This window comes from Geothrix limicola (assembly GCF_030268085.1).
Classification (GTDB): domain Bacteria; phylum Acidobacteriota; class Holophagae; order Holophagales; family Holophagaceae; genus Geothrix; species Geothrix limicola.
The window spans coordinates 1-20302 of the sequence record NZ_BSDE01000003.1 but is presented as its reverse complement, the minus strand read 5'-3'; the positions used below and the strand labels follow the sequence as shown (position 1 = coordinate 20302).

The following is a 20302-nucleotide window of genomic DNA, read 5'->3' as shown; positions in this document are numbered from 1 at the left end:
TTGTGCTTCTTCGAGATCACGCCAGGGCCCCGGGAGAGGGCCTCTTATTAAACGCCAGAGTTTATGGGTTGGAACGTTCGCCCATTGAAGAGCCGCGATGGCTGCATTCGAGGCAGCACGTGAGGCCCACCCGACTGCCTGTAATCGTACGAAGTGAGCGTAGGCCAAATTGAAAGCTTGAAGTGCACCTTTGGGGTTGTAATTTCTAAACCAAACCTGCCCCTGTGCCATCCAGTGGAATGGGTCTGCGCAGGGAGCGGCGGGGGTATCCCACGCGGGGTAATGGGGGGCGGGAGCTGCGGGCTCGCCACCCCAGCGCATGCGGAGTCGGTCCCAGGTTGGATGTCCCGAGGCCTTGGGGGCTTCGGGGCGCTGGAGGTCTTCTTGGAGGTCGGCCTGGATGGAAGGTCCCCACCCCGATGGGTGGGAGGCAGGCATACGCAGGGCGAGGAGATCGGCGAGGTCGGCGCCGGGGGCATGGCCGGCACCGAGGCTGTGGGGCACCAGGGGCATGAGGCCCTTGGGTGACGCTCCGAATCCCCGAGCCCAGGCCCGGACCGCGGGGGCCAACATCCAGCCTCCGGTGGGGGATTCCCATAGCCAGGCGGCCTGGTGGTGGGCCTTCAGATCCTCGGGGAGAGTGGCCATCACCAGGGGATCCGCATGCTTCTGGAGGGTGGGCCAAGGAAGGTTCGGATTGAGGGGTCCCTCGGGGAGCAGTCGGCCTTCTGCATCCATGGCTTTGAGCAGGCTCTCCCACCATCCGCAGGGTAGGTCATGCCATTCGGGCGGGATCAGATCCAGGTAGGGCGGGAGCCAGAGATGGCCCTCCGGATCCACTGCGCCGAGGGCCGCCACCCATTTCAGGCGCAGAGGCAGGTCCAGCAGCACCGACCCCGCCGCCATCCAGGGCGTTCCATCGCCTTCAAGCAGGGCTTCCCAGGCCCAGGCTAGGAGTTCGTCCTCCCGGTCGCCGCGCTGGGTGGCGGGGACCTTGGCGCTCCCGTGGCGCAGGCGCGCAACCCAGGCGGGATCCGGACGGGAATCGAAGGTGGTCGGGGGCGAGAGCACATGGGGACCACGGGATCGGTGGGCCTCCTGATCCAGCCGCGGCCACCGTCCCTCATGACCTCCTAGCAGCCAGGCCTGGGAAATGGCGGCCAGGGCCCAGGGGGCATCCCCCCAGCGCCTTCCCCGGTCGAGTCCCCAGGGGGCCTTCCAGTCTCCCAGCCAGGCCGCTCTCAACATCGGAGCATGGCTCGCCAGACCTCCCAGAAGTCCGGGAAAGTCTTGGCGACGCAGTGGGGGTCCAGGAGGTTTCCGCCCCAGCGGAGTCCGCCGAGGGCGGCGGCGAAGGCCATGCGGTGATCGTTCCGAGGATCGAAGGCGGGCCGCTCGCGAGGCGGCGTGCCTGGGCGGATGCGCAGGGTGTGGTCTCCGATCACCTCGGCCTGGCCGCCCAACCAGCGCACCAGTTCGGCCGAGGCGTCCAGCCGGTCGCATTCCTTGAGAGGCAGGGTATGGAGGCCCCGCAATTCCGAAGGCTCGGGCGCCAGGGCGGCCAGGGCGGCGAGGACCGGGCCCAGGTCGGGGCAATCCGTCAGATCCGCATCCAGCCCGCGAGACAGGCGGCCTGAGGCTTCCAGGACCTGCGCATCCACCCAGTGCAGACTGCAGCCGGCGGCTTCCAAGATCGCGATCATGGCTCGGTCTCCCTGGGCGTCCTCCGGATCGAGGGGGCCGAGCCGCAGCGTCCGTCCCGTCGCGGTCGCGGCGGCGAGGAAGGCCGCGGCTCCGCTCCAGTCCCCCGGCAGCTCGAACCGGCCGGCCCGGAGGGAATCGCCGGGAATGCGCCAGCAGCCGGGTTCCAATTCGGCCATGCATCCGAAGCGCCGAAGCCACTGGGTCGTCAGGGTGAGGTAGCTGGGGCTCGCCACCTCGGTCCAGGTCAGCAGGCTCGGTCCAGGCAGGGCGGCTGCCGCGAGGGCAAGTCCCGACAGGAATTGGCTGCTGAGGTGGGCGTCCACGCGGAGGTCGAGCTGTTGCGGGGGCGTGGGACTGGGATGCAGCCATGCTCCGGATTCATCCGGCAACCAGCGCGCGCCCAGGGCCTGCAGGGGTTCAAGGAGGGGACCAAGGGGACGTTCGAAGAGGCGGGGGTCGCCCTCCAGGTGGATGGGTCCTTCGGAACACAGGGCCAGCCAGGGCAGCAGGAAACGCAGGGTGGTGCCGGAGGCTCCGAGCCAAAGGGGGGCCTCGGCTCGGGGTCGGGCGCCTCCCCGAAGGCTCCATGTCCCGTCGGCTTCTTCGAGGGCGTAGCCCAGGCTTCGCAAGGATTGGCGCATCCAGCGGGTGTCTTCAGCCTCCAGACCGCCGCGCAGCAGGCTGGGACCGGGGGCCAGCGCGGCCAGCAGCAGGGCTCGGTTGGTGACGGATTTGGAGCCCGGGATGCGCACCGACGCCAGGGGTTCGCCAGGGGCGAGGTGGGTGTCTTCGGGAAGTGACAGGCGCATCTGGGCAGGGTGCCGTGAGGCAGGCCCGGCCGCAAGCGCGGATTAGCGTATGTTTTCGTAGAAGGGTTTGCTGAGCCGCTTGTCCGTCACCAGGGTCCACTGGTAGACGCCGTAGAAATCGATGGTCCGCTTGTAGCGGAGAGTGATCGTACAAGTTCCAGCCTCTCCGGCGCCGACCTTGGTGACTCGAATCGCGTTTTTGTCGGTCAGGGCTTCATCGACCTCCAATTCCTTGGCCTTGGCTTTCACTTCTCGTTCCAGTGTTTCGACGGGCTTGCCCGCGGCACCGCTGGCGATGAAGTCACAGGCGTCAGCCAGTTCGCTGTTGCCGTAGTAGACGGGGACAGCCTTGTACGCCACCGCACCCAGGACGCCCAGGACGAGAAAGGAGATGATGCACCCGATCTTGCCTTCACCGCGCTGCCGTTGCCGCATGGATGGTACCTCCGGACTCACTTCAGGTCTTCGAGCGCCTGCTTGGCCAGGGGGGCGACCAGGGGGCCATCGGGACCGAGAAGGGTTGACTGAGGATACTTCAGGGACTGCCGGAATGCCTGCCCGGCTTCGGATTGGTAGGCACTGCCCAGATGCAGGAAGCAGAGGCCCATGTGGTAGTCGATGGTGCCCTGGCTGACTCCGCGGACGGTGCTGAGCCGCGCATCGCGAAGCAGTTCGATGGCCTTGTCGTACTTTCGGAACTGCATCAAGCCCAGGGCCAGGTTGAGTTTGATCAGGTTCGCCTCATCACCCTTGGCGCCGGCGGACAACAGGCGCAGGTGGGCGAGCAGGGCGGGATAGCTCAGGTTCGTGGCTCCGAGGGGGATCTCCAGGGCCTCCGATTGCAGCGGCAGGGTGGAGGTCGCCCCTTCCTGGACCAGACTCAGCGCTCCCTTGGCTGAGCCTTCCGCCTGCTGAAGCTGCTCGACGGTGGAAACGGAGCGTTCCTGGACCTGGAGGATGGGCCTGCCGACCGCCAGACCCGCCTTGAGGGCGGGCTCGGTCGCGGCGAGCACCCAGGGGCCGGGTTCGCCCGGGATATCCAGGGCTGAGAGGCCGAGGCCCGGACGGTGGAGGGTCGGTACGGCGTTGAGGCGCGCCGCCAGGGCTTCGAGGGGATCCTGTTCCAGGGGTTTGACGACCAGACGTTCTTCCTCGCCGTCGAGGGTGGCCACCAGGAGTTCGACGCGATGGATCACCTTGTCGGGGACCGGCCGAGCCAGGAGCACCAGTTCGGCGTCCCGCGAGGCCTTCAGGCGCACCAGGGCCTCGGCCGCAGGTTCGCCGGCATGGGCGGGAAGGAAGGCCAGCTGCTGAAGCCGGTCACCCAGGGATTCCAGCAGGGCCTGGAAGCGGGCCCGTCCGGTGAAATCCCCTCCCTCGAGCCCCAAAAAGGCCAGGCGGGGTTTCGGACGGGCCTCCAAACGGAGCGACTTGCCGTCCTCCACGGTGATGCGCTGCGAGAAGCCGCCGCCGGGGAACCGCACCATCACGTCGTAGGGGCCCGAGCAGACCTGGAGGTTCGTCAGAGGAAGCATCCCCTGGCTTCGGCCCGAAAGGAACAGCTCGCCGCCGGGCCAGGCGGAACTCACGCTCAGCAGGCCCCGGGAGGGTTCCATCCGGATCGGCTCCAGGGTGTGGTCCGCAGCCGGGGTCGCGAGTTCCGCGCCCAATTCGAGCACCTTGGTCCGGTAGCAGCCAGCGCGAAGCTCCAGACGGTGCTTGCCCGGCGCGAGTTCAGGAATGATGAAGGGCGCCGAGAGGTCCTCAGGCCGCAGTCCCAGGGGCACGGCGAGGGGCGCAGCCTCGGGGCCGGCCTTGCCGATGGCGTACCCGAGGCTCTTGCCGTCCACGAAGACTTCCACATCGCTGGGCTGTGTGTACAGCGTGACGGTGGACGAGGTCCGGGTCAGCTTGAAATCCACTGGTTTCGCATCCTTCGGAGCGAAGTCGAGCGTGACTTCGGCGGGGGCGTGTCCCGGTCGCGCGTAGACCAGCTTGTGATTTCCGAAAGGGAGGTATTTCCGCGGTAGGGCCGGGGTGGCACGGCCGTCCACGGTGAGCCGACCGCCTTCGGGCGCGTAGCTCAGTTTGACCAGGGCGAACTTCTCCCCCTTCATACGGTCGAACTGGGCTGCCAGGCGCTGGGAGGTTAGGGCGCGGTCCAGGTCGAAATCCGGATTGAGGTCGATGAGGGCCTGGAGGCGAACCTGGGCACGCGCCTTGTTCTGGGCGCTGCGGTCATCGAGCACGGCGAGCCAGTTGTAGCTTTCGCACAGCACCTGGATCCACTCGGGCTCGAGTCCGGCGGCCTTGGGGGCCAGCGCGGCCACCACGCTGTCGAAACGGGCGGTGGCGCCCTCCCGGTCCCCCTGAGTGGCCCAGAGGGCCTTGGCCTGAAGGAAGGTTTCCTTGAGGGCGGCGTCCTGGCCCCAAAGGGCGGCGCAGAGCAGAAAAATGGACAGAAAATGTCGAAATCTCATTTTAGTTCAACCGGATCAGCAGGTCGTTGCGGCGGTCGCAGAGGATCAATCCTCCGGAGCGGTCCAGGGCCAGGGAGGTGATGCGTCCGCTGATGCCCAGGGCCTTGAAGGTGGCCTGACGAAGCAGGGCGCCATCGGGCCCGAAGATCACGACCCCTTCGCCAAAATCGCCGCCATCCACGAGGGCGGCCACCTGGCCGGCGCCATCCGCGGCCAGGGCGGTCACGGTGCGAAAGGGGGCCGGCAGGTCCTTGCCATAGGGCACGACGATCCGGGGCTGGCCCTCGGCGTCCAGGAAGAGCAGCTTGCGGTCCGCGTCGGCGGCGACCGCCAGACCACCGCTGGGCAGGGGGGCGAGGGCGTTGAGCGTCGGGGAGGCCACGGTCCGGGATCCCCCATCGGCTGCGAACACCGTGAGCGCGGGGGTCTTGGCATCCGCCACCCAGAGGCTGCCCCAGCGGTCCAAGGCCGCTCCCGAGATGGCGCCGAGGCCACCCAGGGGCTGCACGGCGGCGGCGTCTTCGCGAACCAGGCCGTTCTTCGTCAGCATCCACAGGGCACCTTTGGGGCTTGCGAGCAGGGCGCGCGTGCCGGGCGCCGGAGGTCCCAGGGGCCCGGCCTCAGCGGCGTGCAGGCGGAAGGCGCGGTCCAAGTCGTTCTGGAAGACGAGCAGGTCCCCGTCCGGGGCCAGGGAGAGCAGGGTCGGCGTCTTGAGCCACTTGGTCCGGCCCGCGGGCCAGGGGCCCTCATTGCGAAAGGGGGGCTTCTGCAGGCGGTGCTTCACGCGTACCGCCATGCGCCAGGCGGCTTCCTGGGCCTCGGGGGACTGGGGCGCCTCGGAGCGCACCCGCTGCAGCATCCGCAGACAGCCCGGCAGGTCGCCCATCTGGTCGAGGATCTCGGCGGCTTCGAACATGGCCCGGGGGGCCACGGCCGATCCGGAATGGAGGCGGAAGGCGTCGATGGCCTGCTGGAGGGCGCGTCCCCACTGGCCCTGGTCCCGCCAGGCCCGGGCCAGTTCGAGGCGGGCCTCGGCGCAGGCGGAAGCATCCGGGAACAGGTCGAGCACGCGATTGAACTCCGCCATCGCATCCTTCAGGTCGGCGGGGCGGCGGGCCTCCTGGGCCAGGAGCTGGCCGTGCAGAAGCAGCCCATCGGCGGCTTCGGGGGCCTTGATGTACTCGCTGCGAAGACGGTCCAGATAGGGCTTGGCCGCCTCGGGTTTGTGCTCGACTTCCACCTGGTGGCGGGCGAGGCGGAGGAGGACCAGGGGCGCGAACTCGCTGCGGGGGCTGGTCTGCAGCAGCTGCTCCCAGGTGTCCGTGGCTTCCTTGTAGGCCTTGGAGGCGTAGGCCCGCTCCCCGCTGTGATAGAGGCGGTCGGCCAGATCCCCGTCCTGTGCCGATGCTTGGGTCGGGGCCTGGGCCAGAGCCATGGCCGGCAAAGCGCAAAGCAGCGCAGCCGGGGGTCGGAACCAGGGGGACAGGACGAGCATGGAGGCCTCGGGTCAGAAAAAAAGCATATCCGCCTGGGACTCGCTCAAGGCTCCAGGGCCTTGAGGAGCGCTTCGGGCGCATAGGGCTTGTAGAGCACGCCCATGAGCCAGGACTCGCCGGGGCTGACGTCGCGGGCCGCCGTGGAAAGAAGGATCTGGCGGCATTTCCGAGCCTCCACCTGGGCCTTCAGCCAGGGCAGGAGATCCCCGGAGCCGTCGGTTTGTTCCGAGATCACGAGGTCGACGGGATGCTGCTCCAGGATGGCTTCGGCTTCGGTGCGGTGGCCCGCTTCCTGGAGCTCCCATCCCTGTCCGAGGGCCGCCAGCAGGCGCTTGCGGAAGAAGGCGCTGGGCTCCAGAAGCAGGATGGTGCGGATCGGTGGCCTTCTCGAGATGTCGGCTTCGCTCAGGCCCAGGGCGAGGAGGGACTCCTTCGCGGCGCTGCGCAGGCCCAGGCCCGAGGCGCGGTTGAAGACGTCCTTGAGCGGGTCGACGAGATCCATTTGGCGGGTGAGGCCGCCGATCTCGCAGAGGCGGGCCAGTTCGCGCCAGTCCTGGTCCGTGCGGCCCATCTCCTGAAGCACGAAGGCGGACAGCTCCTGGGCCAGTTCGGCCCGCATGATGAATTCGGGATCCTGCAGGGCCTCGCGAAGCGCCAGCAGGGCGGGGGCGCGCCCGGGCCCGGCCGCGGGCAGGCCCTGCATCATGTTCCGGACCTTCTCCTCGCGCCCCGCGATGTGGTTCAGGCTGGCGCTGCGGCGGCCGAGTTCCTTGACCACTGCGGCCACGCGGTCATTGGTGTCGCGGTCCCAGTCGCCCTTGGTGCGGAGGTCGAAGAGGAAATCGGAAAAGGTGTCCTTCAGCCGCGTGTAGAGGGCCTGGTCGAAGCAGTAGAGGTGCTGGGTGGCGAGGATGGCCCGCAGGCGCTGGCCTTCGCCCTCCCGCTCGTCGCAGCAGCGGGTGATGAGCTGTTCGAGGGCCGGCAGCGTGTCCTGGGGCAGGGGTTTCTCGAATCCGGGGAAGGCCGCAAGGAGGCCCTCCAGGGCCCGAATGAGGACGAGGGGCAGTTTGAGGTGAGCCGACTTGGTCAGCAGACCCAGGCCGGATTCTGGCGTGGCGATTTCGGCCAGGGCTTCCACGAGGGCTTCCTGCAGGCGGGCGGGTTTGCCGTCATGCAGGAGGTCGAGCAGCACGGGCGCCGCGCTGGGGCAGCGGATGGCGCCCAGGGCCTCGACCGTTTCGAGAAGCAGGTCGTCGCGAACATCCGTCTTGAGGAAGGCCATCAGCGGTTCCGCGGCGGCCTGGGTACCGTTCACCGCGAAGATGCGGAGGGCCGTGCGGACCTTCTCGGGATGGCCCGATTCGAACAGGGCCATGACCGCCGGAAAGCTGGAGGGCAGCTTCCCGAAGTGGTGCATGGCCCGGTGTCCCACCTCAACGATGGGATCCTGCATGGCGAGCAGGAAGAAAGGGACCAGGGCATCCTCCTCCCGGGCGCCGATCACATCCAGGCAGGCGGTGCGGCGCTTGGGCTCGGAGACGCCGAGCACGCGCACGAGGGCGGATTCATCCGAGGCCGGCACCAGGCGGCAGAAGGTGTAGTCCAGGCCCTCGCTGTGGGAGAAACGGGCGAAAGCCTCCTGGAGCACGGGCATGGCCGCGGCCACCGGAAGCTGGGCCTGAAGCACCTGGCGCATCAGACCCTCGCAGACCTGATTCAGCGTGCCGCTCAGGATGACCTGCTGCTTGGTGGCGAGGTCCTGTGCCTCGGTCACCATGGCGCTGAACCGGGCCACCTTGCCTTCCACCAGAACGGCCAGCGCGTCGGTGAGGAAGAGCTCGTAGGGTCCCTTGGCCTGTTCCCGGATCCGATCGAGGCAGGGGATCGGGTTGCCGGCTTCGCCCGCCGCGAGGGCCTGTTGCAGGGCTTCGACCGTTTCCGGTTGGCGCGTGCCCATGCGGGCCACCAGGGCCCCGGCCAGTTCTGACCGGGCAGCGGTCCGGGCTCCGACCTGCACGCGGTGGGTGAGGGTTTCGAGGGCCTCCAGGTCCTCCAGGGTCTGCAGGGTCTCCTGGAACAGGTCCAGCAGGAGGGGGCCAGCGGCCTCCCCCTGGAATTCGGTGATGGCCCGCAGGAGCAGGCGGAAGGCCAGGGGATCGGCGCCGTTCAAGGCCTCCCAGAGGGCGGGCAGGTCCTTGGGCTCGGCCACGGCGGCCAGACCTCGTGCGCCCTGGTGCGCCAGGCGGGCGTTCGCTTCGCCTTCCAGGAGGCGGCCGAGAAAAAAGGACAGGGGCTGCTGGGAATCCTGGGCGCCCAGTTCCCGCCGCAGGATCAGCTGGCGGTCGGGGTCGGTGCGCTGGGCCGCCAGCTTGAGGAGGGCCTCCCGGGCCGACCGGATCTCCAGGCGGCCCAGGGCCGCGCAGCCTTCGTCGAAAACGCCCAGGTCCGTCTCCTGCTGGAGGGCCTGAAGGAGCCAGGGCACCCATTCCGGCCAATCGAATTTGGCCGTGAGGCCCAGGATGAAGCGCTTCATGGCCGGTGGGTTCGAAGCCTTGGTCAGGCGGCTTCCGAGTTCGGGCAGGGCCATTTGGCGCAATTGTTGGAGAAGCTGGTAGAGGCGGAGCTGGGCGCTGGCATCGCTTTCGACATGGTCGCTCAGCCAGGCCCGGAGTTCGTCCAGGGGGGTGACGGGGATGTGTCGGAGAAGGGCGGCCATGCCCTTCCATCGGCCCAACCGCTTCCCGGGTCAAGAACCACCATTTTCCTTCGGAAGTGTTAGCGTTTTTCCATGCGCGCCCTGCTCCCGATCCTCCTGGTTTGCACCCTCCAGGCCCAGGCCCCGGCTTTCCTGGACCAGCTGCCGCCCGCGGCCCAGGTGGAGGCCATGGACATCGTGAATCGCGCCGACTTCGTGTTCGAAACGCGGACCGAGCCCAAGCACGTGCGCATGTCCACCATGGAGAAGCTCTTCGACCACCCGGTCCTGGGTGCGGCCATGTGGCGGAACTGCCAGTTCGTGCCGGGGTTCTACGCCTTCATCCACCCGGATGGCGCCTGGAGCATCGACGATACCCGGGGCCTCCACGGAACGTTGCGCTTGGTCTACAAGCGCCCGGGCCATCGCGTGTACCTGGTGGAGGGCCGGGCCGAGAAGGGCCGCCTGAAGACGCCCTTCGCCGTGGGAGCGAAGATGCTCACCTCGTACCGCTACTGGGAAGGCAAGAACGGCTTCGAAAGCCACCTGCAGACCTGGACGGCCCTGGATTCAGCGGTGCTCGGCGCGCTGTCGCGCCCCTTCCGCGGCTACATCAAGGGGCGGCAGGATGAGTTCATCGCCTACATCAACGGCAATGTCGCGACTTTCGGGGAATTCGCGGAGCTGAGTCCCAGGGACTTCTACGGGCCCCTCAAGCGGGATGGCGACCCGATGGCGCTGCGCGAATTCGAAGCCCTCTTCCTGGGGAAGTGATGCTGTTCCCCTTCTCGGCGTCCTGCCGGGCCCTGCTCCGGCCCGGCGAGGCCTTCGCCCCGGCTCCACCGAGCCTGGCCCGCGCCTGTTGGGAGATGGCGCGGGTCTGGATGCCGCTGGCCCTGCTGAACGCGCTGGGCACGGCCTGGCGGATGGGCCAGGCCTATGAGCTGCTCCGGCGTGGGGCCGTCGCAACAGGTCTCTTCGAAAGGTTCGGCGTGGATCCTTCGGATCTGCGCGCGGCCCTGGCCTCCTTGCCGCCGGCGCCGGCCTTCGGGAGGATCTGGCCCTGGCTGCTGTTGGCAGTGCCCCTCGGCGTGCTGGGCACCTGGCTCCATCACGCCGTCTGGGATCATCTCGGCCTGTGGCTGCTGGGCGGGCTGAAACGGAAACGGGGGTTCCGCACGAGTCTGCTCGCCGAGGCCCAGGCCCTGCGGGTGGCCGCGTTGGGCACCCTGCTGGGGCTCCTGGGCTTCGTCCCGGTGTTCGGCACGCTGCTGGCGCTACCGCTTCTGTTGCTGGACGCCTACCTGTGGGTGTTCCGGGGCTTCGCCCTGGCCGCGCGCCACGATTGCGAGCCCTGGCGGGGCCTGGCGGCCACGGTGGTCCATGCGGTGCTGGTGAGTGTCTGCGGTCTGGGGCTGCTGGGGCTGACCCTGTTCGTGGCCCGGTTGGCCGTATGAGACGGGTGCCGTGGTTGGCCCTGGGGGCCCTGCTGGCCGGGCTGGGAGCCTGGGCTTCCACCTGGCTTCGGCCGGTGGCGGACCTGCTTCCGGGCTGCGCTTTCAAGCACTTCACGGGATTGGCCTGCATGACCTGCGGCCTGACGCGCTGTGTCATGGCCCTGGGACAAGGAGATTGGCGAGGCGCCTTCCACTGGCATCCCGCAGCGGCGGGCCTCGCCTTTCTGCTCCCGCTCCTCTCCTTATGGGACCTGCGGCGGGCCCGGCGGGGCGATCCCTATCCGCGGCTTCCGGATTCCCGAAAGGCGCGGACGTTCATCTGGGTGCTCCTGCTCGCCGTGTGGGCGTTTCAGGTGGTGCGGGGGATTTAGAAGCGGTTGGGGAAAACCCATGCCTGCCCAGGTCGTGCCGAAGCACCTTCCTGTGCCCTTGTGCCCCTGGGGATGAAAAGGTTGTTTTGTGGGAGTGACCCAGTCCGGTCATGCTTTGGTCACGCATCACCGGAGTCCCACCATGTTCCAGCAAATCCTGGATCAGCTTATCGAGCGCGTGCCCGAAGCCCTGGCCGCGACGTTCAACGACCGGGACGGAGATCCCGTCTGCGCGCGCACCATCCAGGTGTCCAACGAAGGGCTGCAGTTGCTGGGCGCCTATCAGCACGTGGTGAAGCGGCACCTGCAGCAGGCCGTGGAGGAATTCGACCGCGGCGAGATCAAGCAGGTGGCCTTTGCGACGGACCAGCACTGGATCCTGATGGTGGGCGCCAAGGAACAGTGCACCCTGGTGCTGGTGATGCAGCGGGAGGGCCTGCTGGGCCGGGCCCGTTTTCACATGGAGCAGGCCATCGAGGCCCTGAACCACGAACTGTAGGGAGAACTCGATGGAACGGTTCATTGGACTGGCCGGAATCGTGGCCTTCGTGGCCCTTGCGTACCTGCTGTCCCACAAGCGCAGCGCGATCCACTGGCGGACGATCCTCTGGGGCCTGGGGCTCCAGTGGATCTTCGCCCTCATCGTGCTCAAGGGCGTGCAGATCTCGAGCCTGCTGAGCTTCCTGCCCTTCCCCAGGGGAACGGGTTGGGTGGTGCTGGCGCTGATGTTCACGCCCATGCTGCTGCGGCGCTTCGCCGCCTACGAGAACAAGCCGCTCAACTGGGGCCTCTTCGGCGTCATCGTGCTGGGCCTGCTGCGCGGGAACCTGGTGGGTTCCACCTTCGACAAGATGCGCCTGGTGGTCGAACACCTCATGACCTATGCCCACGAAGGCGCGAGCTTCGTGTTCGGCAGCCTGTCCGATGGCCCCGGCAGCAGCGTGGGGATGGTCTTCGCGTTCGCCGTGCTGCCCACCATCATCTTCGTGGCTTCGATCTTCGCGGTGCTCTACTACGTCGGCATCATGCAGTGGGTGGTGAGCGCGGCGGCCCGCGCCATGGGCCGCTTCCTGAAGGTCTCCGGCGCGGAAAGCGTGAGCGTGGCGGCCAGCATCCTCATGGGCCAGACCGAAGCGCCCCTGACCATCCGGCCCTTCCTGGCCAAGATGACCCGCAGCGAGCTCATGGTGATCATGACGGCGGGCATGGCCCACGTGTCGGGCAGCATCATGGTGGCCTACGTCCAGGTGGCCCACGTCGACATCGTCCACCTGCTGACGGCCGTCATCATGACGGCGCCCGGCGCGGTGATGATGGCCAAGATGCTGGAACCCGAGACGGGCGCCCCCGAAACCGCCGGCGAGATCAAGGTGGACATCCCCAACCACGACGCGAACGTGCTGGATGCCGCGGCTCGCGGCGCCTTCGAAGGCGGCCAGCTGGCCTTCAACGTGGCCGTCATGCTTATCGCCTTCATCGCGCTCATCTACCTCATCAACGGGCTCATGAAGGCCATCCATCCCGGTTTCAGCCTGGAGCTGGTGCTGGGCTGGATGTTCAAGATCCCCGCCTTCCTCATGGGCGTGCCCTGGGGCGAGGCGGGTCGGGTGGGCGGCCTGCTGGGCAAGCGCATGGTGGTGAACGAATTCGTGGCCTTCCTGGATCTGGGCCGGATGACGGATCTGTCCGCCAAGGCGAGGCTCATCTCCACCTTCGCCCTCTGCGGCTTCGCCAACTTCAGCAGCATCGCCATCCAGGTGGGCGGCATCGGCGCCCTCGTGCCCGAACGGCGGGGCGACCTGGCCCGCCTGGGCATCCGGGCCATGCTGGCCGGAACCCTGGCCAACTTCCTCAGCGCCTGCATCGCGGGCATCCTGAGTTAGCCGAGCAGGCTGTAAAAAACCCGCTGATGCGGTGAAAGCTCCAGCCTTTGAGGAAGGCTGCCGATGAAGGGGCATCGGTTGGAGGTTTCATGTCGAGGGTCCGTTCTGTCGCGGTGTTACTGGCCATGGCCGCATCGACTCTGGTCGCTGGGGATTACGATGCGATCATCGGCGCCATCAAGAAGTCCTGGCCCAATTGCGAAACGCTCGCCGTGGTCTGCGATTCGAACGGCAGCAAGGGCGCCCTGGCGGCCCTTACGGGGGCCGCGGGCGGCATGAAGCTGATCGTGGTGGACGTGAAGGGTCCTCAGGACATGGGCAAGGCCATCGGCACCCTGTCGAGCCGGAAGCCGGACGCCGTGCTGCTCCTCGCGGGGGACCGCATCGCCGGTGACGGATCTTCCGCGGCGACCTTCCTCATCCAGCGCATGGCGGCCATCAAGGTGCCGACGGCCGCCACCACCGAGGCGGGCGTCAAGCAGGGCGCCGCCCTGGGCATCGGGCCCGGGACGGGCGGCAAGCTGCTGGCCAATGCCAAGGTCTCCGCCGTCGCGGGCGTGACCGTTCCGGCCGGCGCCACGGCGCTCTAGACCGGCTCGGCACTTTGCTTCTGAAAGGTCAGTGGACCGTTTCCGGTTCCTTGGGCCCGTCGTGAGGCGGCTCAATGCCGCGCCAGCCCGCCTTCCATGCGAGATTCATGATCAGCGAAAGCGTGATGTAGGCCGCGAAGAAGCTGCCGAAGAAGCGCTGCTGGAAGAGGATCATCATGGCCAGGACGAGCACGATGCTCAGGTTGGTGACCATGACCGCGCGGGGGCTGGTGGCGCGCTTCTTGAAGCTCGAGAACCGGATGGTGGACACCATGAGCAGGCCGACGAAGAAGAGCATGGCCGCGAAACAGTAGGCGAGGCCCGCCGCAGCGGGCGGCGTGGGATGCCAGATGATCACGGACGCCACGCAGGCGGCGCCGGCGGGAATGGGCAGCCCGACGAAGTAGCGGGAATCCACGGCCCCCACCTGCACGTTGAAGCGGGCCAGGCGCAGGGCGCCGCAGGCCGTGAATACGAAACAGGCGGCCCATCCGGCGGCCCGCACGTGGGAATCATTGATGCCGAGCTGGAAGAACCCGTAGCGGTAGGCCAGGATCGCGGGAGCCATGCCGAAGCTGACGACGTCCGCGAGGCTGTCCAGCTGCACGCCGAATTCCGTGGCCGTGTTGGTGGCCCGCGCCACCCGGCCGTCCAGACCATCGAAGACGCCGGCCAGCACCAGCAGGCCCGCGGCCCAGAGGAAATAGCGCTCCGGCGTGGCGCCCGCGGCGTTGATGGACATGACCACGCTGGAAAAACCGCAGAACACGGAAGCCATCGTGATGCTGGAGGGCAGCACGAACATCGACCTCCGCATGGCTCGCTGTCGCCGCGCGCGGCGTTCCTCGGGACTCAGACGGGGTCGCATGACACCAGTTTACCCGGGGCCCCAGGGGATGTCGCCGGCGCGGAAGGGTATCCTGACAACCTTCGGAGGTTCGGTTGAAGCACGTGGTGGTCATCGGGGGCGGGCACGCGGGGATCGAGGCTGCCTACATCGCGGCGCGCATGGGCATGGACACCACCCTGCTCACCATGAACCTCGACCAGATCGGCCAGATGAGCTGCAACCCGAGCATTGGAGGGGTGGGGAAGGGCCACATGGTCCGCGAGCTCGACGCCCTGGGTGGCGCCATGGGCCGCCTCATCGATGCGACGGGGATCCATTTCCGCATCCTCAACGAAAGCCGCGGCGTGGCCGTGCGCGGCCCGCGGGCCCAAGCCGACAAGGTGAAATACCGCATCGCCGCTCGCCACCTGCTGGAGCACACGCCGAATCTGCGGCTGCGCCAGGGCATGGCGGCCGCCCTGCTCTGGCGGGAAGGCACACAGGGGCTGCGCGGCGTGGAGCTGCTGGACGGTTCCGTCCTGCCTTGCGAGGCCGTGGTGGTGACCAGCGGCACCTTCCTCAACGGGTGCATCCTCATCGGGGAGAAGCGCCTGGAAGCGGGCCGCGCGGGCGAACCCGCCAGCACGCACCTAGCCGAGCAGCTGCGCAGCCTCGGGCTGCGCCACCGCCGCCTGAAGACGGGCACCAGCCCGAGGCTGGCCAAGGCCTCCATCGATTTCAGCCGCCTGGAGGTCCAGCCCGGGGATGATCCACCGCGGCCCTTCAGCTTCTTCAGCCCGGGCATCCCTCAGCCCCAGGTGCCCTGCCACATCGTGCACACCACGCGGGACACCGAAGCCATCGTGCGCGAGAACCTGCCCAAGTCGAGCCTCTACGGGGGCCACATCGAAGGCGTCGGGCCGCGCTACTGCCCCTCCATCGAAGACAAGTTCGTGAAGTTCCCCGACAAGGGGCATCACCAGATCTTCGTGGAGCCCGAAAGCCTCGAGACCGAGGAGATCTACCTGGCGGGCCTCTCCACCTCCATGCCGCCGGATGTTCAAGTGCGCATGGTGCGGAGCCTGCCGGGCTTCGAAGCGGCGGAAATCCTGCGCCCGGGCTACGCCATCGAGTACGACAGCTTCGACCCTCTGCAGCTTCGCCAGGATCTTTCGGTGGCGAGCCTGGAAGGCGTCTGGTTCGCGGGTCAGATCAACGGCACCACCGGGTACGAAGAGGCGGCGGGGCAGGGCCTCCTGGCGGGCATCAACGCCGTGCGGGGCTTGAGGGGCCAGGAACCCATCGTCCTTGGTCGCGAGCAGGCCTACCTGGGCGTGATGGTCGACGACCTCGTCACCAAGGGCACCGATGAGCCCTACCGCATGCTCACGGCCCGGGCCGAACACCGGCTGGGCCTGGCCTGCGACCTGGCCGACGGCCGGCTGCTGGCCGTGGCCCGCGAGGTGGGTGCCCTGGATCCCGCCGAGCTCGCCCAGGTGGAGGCGAAGGTCGCCCGCCGGGAGCGCCTGAAGGTGCAGTGCGAGGCGGCCTGGGTCACTCAGACCAGCCCCTTCGGCGCCATCGCGGCCGGGGCTGGATTGCGCCTGGAGGCGGGCCTGAGCCTGTCGGACCTGTTCCGGCGTCAGCAGATCGGTCCGGCCGAGGCGGATGCCTGTCTGGGCCTGCTGGAGGGGTGGGACGACGCTCAGGCGGGTTGGACGCCTGCCACCGAGCGGGACCTGCTGTTATTCGATCTGCGCTACGCGCCCTATCGTGAGCGGGAGGCCCGGCTGCTGGAGGGGCAGCGCGCCTGGGATCACGTGCGGATCCCCTCGGACCTGCGCGTGGAGCACCTGCACGGCATCTCGAAGGAGGTGCTCGAGAAGCTGGCCCTGCATCGGCCTGAGACCCTCGGCCAGGCCAGCCGCATCCCGGGAATCACGCCCGCAGCCGTGACGATCCTCCACCTTCTGATCCACCGGGCCAGGGGCGCTTCGTCGATGTGAATTTTTCCCTTGAGTCTCCAGGCGACTGGAACCTTACCCTGGGATCCAAGGCGCTCGGGAGGGTCCCATGGCGAAGCAGATCGAAGGGTTGGCGAAGGGTTCCGGCCCATCCGGGATGCTCAAGATCGGCCAATTGGCCGATCTTTCGGGCGTCACTGCCCGCAACCTGCGCTTCTATGCCGATGCGGGCGTGTTCGGGGAGCTTCCGCGCTCCGGGAAAGGCTATCGCCTCTTCCCTGCGGAGGCGGTGCACTGGGTCCGGATGCTCCGGGCTGCCCAGGTGGCCGGATTCGATCTGGAGGAGATTCAGGAGTTGCTGCGGGTCCTCCGGGGAAGCACCGCGCCCTGCGGGCATGTGCGCGAAGCGCTCGGCACCAAGCTGACCGCGCTGGAGGTTCGGTTGGCCGAGATCAACGCCCTGGTGGAGCTGCTCCGGCTCACGCTGGCCACGCCGGACGGTCAGAGCAGCACCGTCGGTTGTGATTTGATGGCGACCCTCCTGGATGGAGCTGGCCGCCTCCGTCCTCGGGAATCCGAGACTTTGACGTCTTCAAGGAGGCACTCATGAATGCCAAGACCTACCGCATCACCGGCATGACCTGCGGCGGATGCGCCAAGCACGTGGAGAAGGCCCTGCGCTCCGTGGAGGGCGTAACGGGAGTGACCGTGGATCTGGCCCAGGGCACCGCCACCGTGGAAGGCGGGGCGCCCTTCGAGGCCATGGCCGCTCGCGTGGCCGAGGCCGGCTACGCGATGGCGAGCCAAGCCTAGGCCTTCGCTTGTGCCTGTCGTCAGGGAGGAAGATCCGTGAGCCAGCAGACCTTTTCCGTATCCGGCATGACGTGCGCCTCCTGCGTGCGTCACGTGGAGAAGGCCCTGGCGGCCACACCCGGCGTCGCCTCGGCCACCGTGAATCTGGCCACGTCCACCGCCACGGTGGATGGGACGGCGACCTACGAGGCCATGGCGCTCCAGGTGGAGGATGCAGGCTACGGCTTGAAGCGCATCGAGGCCGAAACGCCTGAAGGGGACAGTCTGGCGCCCGCGCGCTGGCGGATGCTCGTCGCACTGACCCTCACCGCGCCATTGCTGGTGGGAATGCTTCCTGGCCTAGGCTGGCACCTGCCGGGCTGGGTGCAGGCCCTGCTGGCGACGCCCGTGGTGTTTGGCGCGGGGCTGGGCTTCTTCCGCCGCGCGGCGCGCCAGGCCCTTCACGGACAGGCCTCCATGGATACGCTCATCGCGCTGGGCTCCGGTGTCGCCTGGGCTTTCGCTGTGAGCGAATGGTGGGGTGGGGCCCACGAACTCAGCTTCGAGACGGCCTCGGCCCTGGTGGCCTTCCTGCTCACCGGGAAATACCTCGAGGCCCGGGCCAAGTCCCGCGCCACGGACGCCTTGAAGGCCCTGCTCGCCCTGGCCCCGCCGACGGCCCTGCGCCTCGAACCCGATGGGTCCGTCCTGGAAGTGCCCGTGGCCGCCCTGGTGCCGGGAGACCGGGTCCGCGTGCTCCCGGGACAAGCCGTCCCCGCCGATGGACGGGTGATGTCCGGGCAGGCGGAGGTGGACGAATCCATGCTCACCGGGGAGCCCCTGCCCGTGCCGAAGGGGCCCGGCGAGGCGGTGGTGGCGGGTACCGTCGTCCATGGCTCTGTACTTGAACTGGACGTGATGGCCGTCGGGGCGGACACCCAGTTGGCCCACATGGCCGCCATGGTGGCCCAGGCCCAGGGTTCCAAGGCCCCGGCCCAGGACCTGGCAGACCGCATCAGCGCGGTGTTCGTGCCGGCCATCCTCGCGCTGGCTCTCGTGACCTTCGCGGGCTGGTGGTGGCTGGGCGGAGGGCTGGCCCAGGCCTGGCGCCCCGCGGTGACCCTGCTCGTCATCGCGTGTCCCTGCGCCCTGGGCCTGGCGACACCGGTGGCCGTCATGGTCGGCATCGGCGCGGCCGCCCGCAAGGGCGTGCTGGTGCGCGACGCTGCGGCGCTGGAAGCCCTGGGGCAGGCCACGGACCTCGTCTTCGACAAGACAGGCACGCTCACGGAAGGGCGACCCCGACTCCGGCGCGTGGTGATCTCAGGGACCCTGGGCGAAGCCGACGTGTTGAAGGTGGCGGCCAGCCTGGAGCGGGATTCCGAGCATCCCATCGCCCGGGGCATCCGCTCTGCGCATGAAGGACCGCTCCTGCCCGTCGAAGGATTCCGGGCGCATCCCGGTGGAGGCATCACAGGCGTGGTGGAAGGGCGGGCGTGGCGCCTGGGAAGCGCGGCCTTCCTCGATGTGAGCTGGCCGGAGATGGACGAGGACGGCATTGCGGTTGGCTTGGCGGATGAGCTGGGTCTTCAGGGTGTGCTCGTGCTGGGCGATCGCCTGCGATCTGAGGCGGCCGCGGTGGTACACGCGCTGGGGGCCCAGGGGCTGAAGCTCCACCTGTTGACGGGGGATCGCAGTGCCCCGGCCCGCCTCATGGCGGAGGCCGTCGGCATTCAGAACGTGATCGCCGAGGTTCGGCCGGAGGGGAAGCTGGCGGAACTGAAGCGCCTGCAGGAGGGCGGGGCCGTTGCTGGTTTCGTGGGGGATGGCGTCAACGATGCGCCGGCCCTGGCCCAGGCCGATTGCGGCATCGCGATGGGATCGGGCGCGGGCGAGCAGGGCACGGCCGCGGCCATGGCCGCGGCTCCGCTGGTGCTGTTGCGGCCCGGGCTGGAGCCCATCCTCGCGGCGCGCCGGTTGGCGCAGCGCACCCATCGCATCATCCGGCAGAACCTCGGCTGGGCCTTTGGCTACAACCTCGTGCTGGTGCCGCTGGCTGCCTTCGGGCAGCTCGAGCGGTTCGGCGGCCCCATGCTCGCGGGCGTGGCCATGGGGTTGAGCTCACTGACGGTGGTGCTGAACGCGCTGCGCCTGCGGCGCTAGAGGTCGCAGGACAGTTCCTTCAAGTAGGCCGCGAACTCATCACGCAGATCATCGCGCTTGAGGGCGAACTCCACGTTGGCCTTCAGGTAATCCAGCTTGTTGCCCGTATCGAAGCGGGTGGCGGGGATGGGGGCGGCGACGAGTCGACCCTCCTCGGCCAGGGCGGCCAGGGCATCCGTGAGCTGGTACTCGCCGCCGACGCCGGGCTCCAGCGCGGCGAGGTGATCGAAGACCCGCGGTTCCAGGACGTAGCGCCCGACCACGGCCCAGCGGCTAGGCGCGGCCTCGGGGCGGGGCTTTTCGACAATGGATGTCACATCCCAGGTTTCGTGTCGGCCCGCCGGCGCGTTCACGATGCCGTAGCGGGAAACGTGCTCGAGCGGGACCTCCTGCACACCCACCACCGATTTGCCGGTGATCCGGTAGGCGGCGATGAGGGCATCCAGGGCCGAATCCCGTTCGTCAAAGACATCGTCACCTAGCAGCAGGGCGAAGGGTTCATCGCCCACGGCATGGCGCGCGCAGAGGACCGCGTGGCCGAGGCCGAGGGGTTCGCCCTGGCGCACATAGGCGAACTGGGCGAGATGGCTGATGCCACGCACCAGATCGAGATCCTCCTGTTTGCCGCGGCGCCTGAGGGTGTCCTCAAGCTCGAAGGACACATCAAAGTGGTTCTCGATGGCGGCCTTGCCGCGTCCTGTCACCAGCACCAGGCTTTCAATGCCGGCACGAATCGCCTCTTCCACCACGTATTGGATGACCGGCGTATCCACGAGCGGCAGCATTTCCTTGGGCTGGGCCTTGGTGGCTGGAAGGAAACGAGTGCCCAGTCCTGCAACGGGAATGACGGCTTTGCGTAGGGTCTTCATGGCATCTCCGATGGCTCATGATGGCTGAGGATGCTCACAGAATGAAGGTTTGGGGCCCTCTGCGGAAATTTTCTCTTGCACTTTAGGATGAGGGTGATAGTCTGAATGTCTGCGCGGTTGAGGCTGCGAGGTGTCAGGAAGGGCTGAGAGGCCGTTCTGGGCCATGCTGAGGAGCATGGGGGCGTCTTTGAAAACCGGAT

Annotated in this window: 17 protein-coding genes; 10 read left to right on the top strand and 7 right to left on the bottom strand. The window is 68.1% G+C overall.

The window, feature by feature from the left end; translation table 11 throughout:
- Window positions 1-1241: 1241 nt before the first annotated feature.
- The 5 genes from QSJ34_RS07985 to QSJ34_RS07965 are packed head-to-tail and all read right to left on the bottom strand — an operon-like array spanning window position 1242 to window position 9205.
- Complete coding sequence (locus QSJ34_RS07985; protein WP_285573627.1) at window positions 1242-2513, bottom strand: 3-phosphoshikimate 1-carboxyvinyltransferase; 1272 nt, start codon at window positions 2511-2513, stop codon at window positions 1242-1244.
- A 42-nt stretch (window positions 2514-2555) separates the two neighbouring features.
- Window positions 2556-2948, bottom strand: coding sequence for a hypothetical protein (locus QSJ34_RS07980; protein WP_285573625.1), 393 nt, complete (start codon window positions 2946-2948; stop codon window positions 2556-2558).
- Between the two features lie 17 nt (window positions 2949-2965).
- Window positions 2966-4993, bottom strand: coding sequence for a peptidase associated/transthyretin-like domain-containing protein (locus tag QSJ34_RS07975; RefSeq protein ID WP_285573623.1), 2028 nt, complete (start codon window positions 4991-4993; stop codon window positions 2966-2968).
- 1 nt (window position 4994) lies between these two features.
- Window positions 4995-6488, bottom strand: coding sequence for a tetratricopeptide repeat protein (locus QSJ34_RS07970; RefSeq protein ID WP_285573621.1), 1494 nt, complete (start codon window positions 6486-6488; stop codon window positions 4995-4997).
- Between the two features lie 44 nt (window positions 6489-6532).
- Complete coding sequence (locus QSJ34_RS07965; RefSeq protein WP_285573619.1) at window positions 6533-9205, bottom strand: HEAT repeat domain-containing protein; 2673 nt, start codon at window positions 9203-9205, stop codon at window positions 6533-6535.
- A 72-nt stretch (window positions 9206-9277) separates the two neighbouring features.
- Here QSJ34_RS07965 and QSJ34_RS07960 point away from each other — a divergent pair, with 72 nt between their 5' ends.
- The 6 genes from QSJ34_RS07960 to QSJ34_RS07935 all read left to right on the top strand — a co-directional run bounded on the left by QSJ34_RS07960 (window position 9278) and on the right by QSJ34_RS07935 (window position 13485).
- Entirely contained in the window at window positions 9278-9958 is a 681-nt protein-coding gene (locus tag QSJ34_RS07960; protein WP_285573616.1) for a hypothetical protein, read from the top strand.
- Window positions 9958-10641: a hypothetical protein gene (locus QSJ34_RS07955; RefSeq protein WP_285573613.1), complete on the top strand. Its 684-nt coding sequence runs from the start codon at window positions 9958-9960 to the stop codon at window positions 10639-10641. Before QSJ34_RS07960 ends, QSJ34_RS07955 begins: the two co-directional genes overlap by 1 nt.
- Window positions 10638-11012, top strand: a complete 375-nt coding sequence (locus QSJ34_RS07950) for a DUF2752 domain-containing protein (protein WP_285573610.1) — start codon at window positions 10638-10640, stop codon at window positions 11010-11012. The genes QSJ34_RS07955 and QSJ34_RS07950 overlap by 4 nt, the downstream gene beginning before the upstream one ends.
- A gap of 142 nt (window positions 11013-11154) precedes the next feature.
- Window positions 11155-11511 carry a roadblock/LC7 domain-containing protein gene (locus QSJ34_RS07945; RefSeq protein ID WP_285573608.1) on the top strand — a complete coding sequence of 119 codons (357 nt, stop codon included), beginning with the start codon at window positions 11155-11157 and terminating at the stop codon, window positions 11509-11511.
- A gap of 10 nt (window positions 11512-11521) precedes the next feature.
- Window positions 11522-12895: a NupC/NupG family nucleoside CNT transporter gene (locus tag QSJ34_RS07940; RefSeq protein WP_285573606.1), complete on the top strand. Its 1374-nt coding sequence runs from the start codon at window positions 11522-11524 to the stop codon at window positions 12893-12895.
- Window positions 12896-13020: 125 nt separating this feature from the next.
- Window positions 13021-13485, top strand: a complete 465-nt coding sequence (locus tag QSJ34_RS07935; RefSeq protein ID WP_285573604.1) for a type 1 periplasmic-binding domain-containing protein — start codon at window positions 13021-13023, stop codon at window positions 13483-13485.
- 28 nt (window positions 13486-13513) lie between these two features.
- On the opposite strand, the gene pssA is transcribed toward QSJ34_RS07935, so the two are convergent.
- Window positions 13514-14290, bottom strand: a complete 777-nt coding sequence (gene pssA / locus QSJ34_RS07930; protein ID WP_285573603.1) for a CDP-diacylglycerol--serine O-phosphatidyltransferase — start codon at window positions 14288-14290, stop codon at window positions 13514-13516.
- Between the two features lie 137 nt (window positions 14291-14427).
- Here pssA and mnmG point away from each other — a divergent pair, with 137 nt between their 5' ends.
- From mnmG to QSJ34_RS07910, 4 genes are all read left to right on the top strand, one after another.
- Window positions 14428-16320: a tRNA uridine-5-carboxymethylaminomethyl(34) synthesis enzyme MnmG gene (gene mnmG / locus QSJ34_RS07925; RefSeq protein ID WP_285573602.1), complete on the top strand. Its 1893-nt coding sequence runs from the start codon at window positions 14428-14430 to the stop codon at window positions 16318-16320.
- A 67-nt stretch (window positions 16321-16387) separates the two neighbouring features.
- A complete protein-coding gene (locus tag QSJ34_RS07920; RefSeq protein ID WP_285573600.1) occupies window positions 16388-16888 on the top strand; it encodes a MerR family transcriptional regulator in 501 nt (166 codons plus the stop codon).
- Window positions 16885-17091, top strand: coding sequence for a heavy-metal-associated domain-containing protein (locus QSJ34_RS07915; RefSeq protein ID WP_285573597.1), 207 nt, complete (start codon window positions 16885-16887; stop codon window positions 17089-17091). The genes QSJ34_RS07920 and QSJ34_RS07915 overlap by 4 nt, the downstream gene beginning before the upstream one ends.
- 36 nt (window positions 17092-17127) lie before the next feature.
- Window positions 17128-19233 carry a heavy metal translocating P-type ATPase gene (locus QSJ34_RS07910; protein ID WP_285573595.1) on the top strand — a complete coding sequence of 702 codons (2106 nt, stop codon included), beginning with the start codon at window positions 17128-17130 and terminating at the stop codon, window positions 19231-19233.
- Here QSJ34_RS07910 and galU read toward each other — a convergent pair.
- Window positions 19230-20102, bottom strand: coding sequence for a UTP--glucose-1-phosphate uridylyltransferase GalU (galU, locus tag QSJ34_RS07905; protein ID WP_285573593.1), 873 nt, complete (start codon window positions 20100-20102; stop codon window positions 19230-19232). The genes QSJ34_RS07910 and galU overlap by 4 nt on opposite strands.
- Window positions 20103-20302 lie beyond the last annotated feature (200 nt).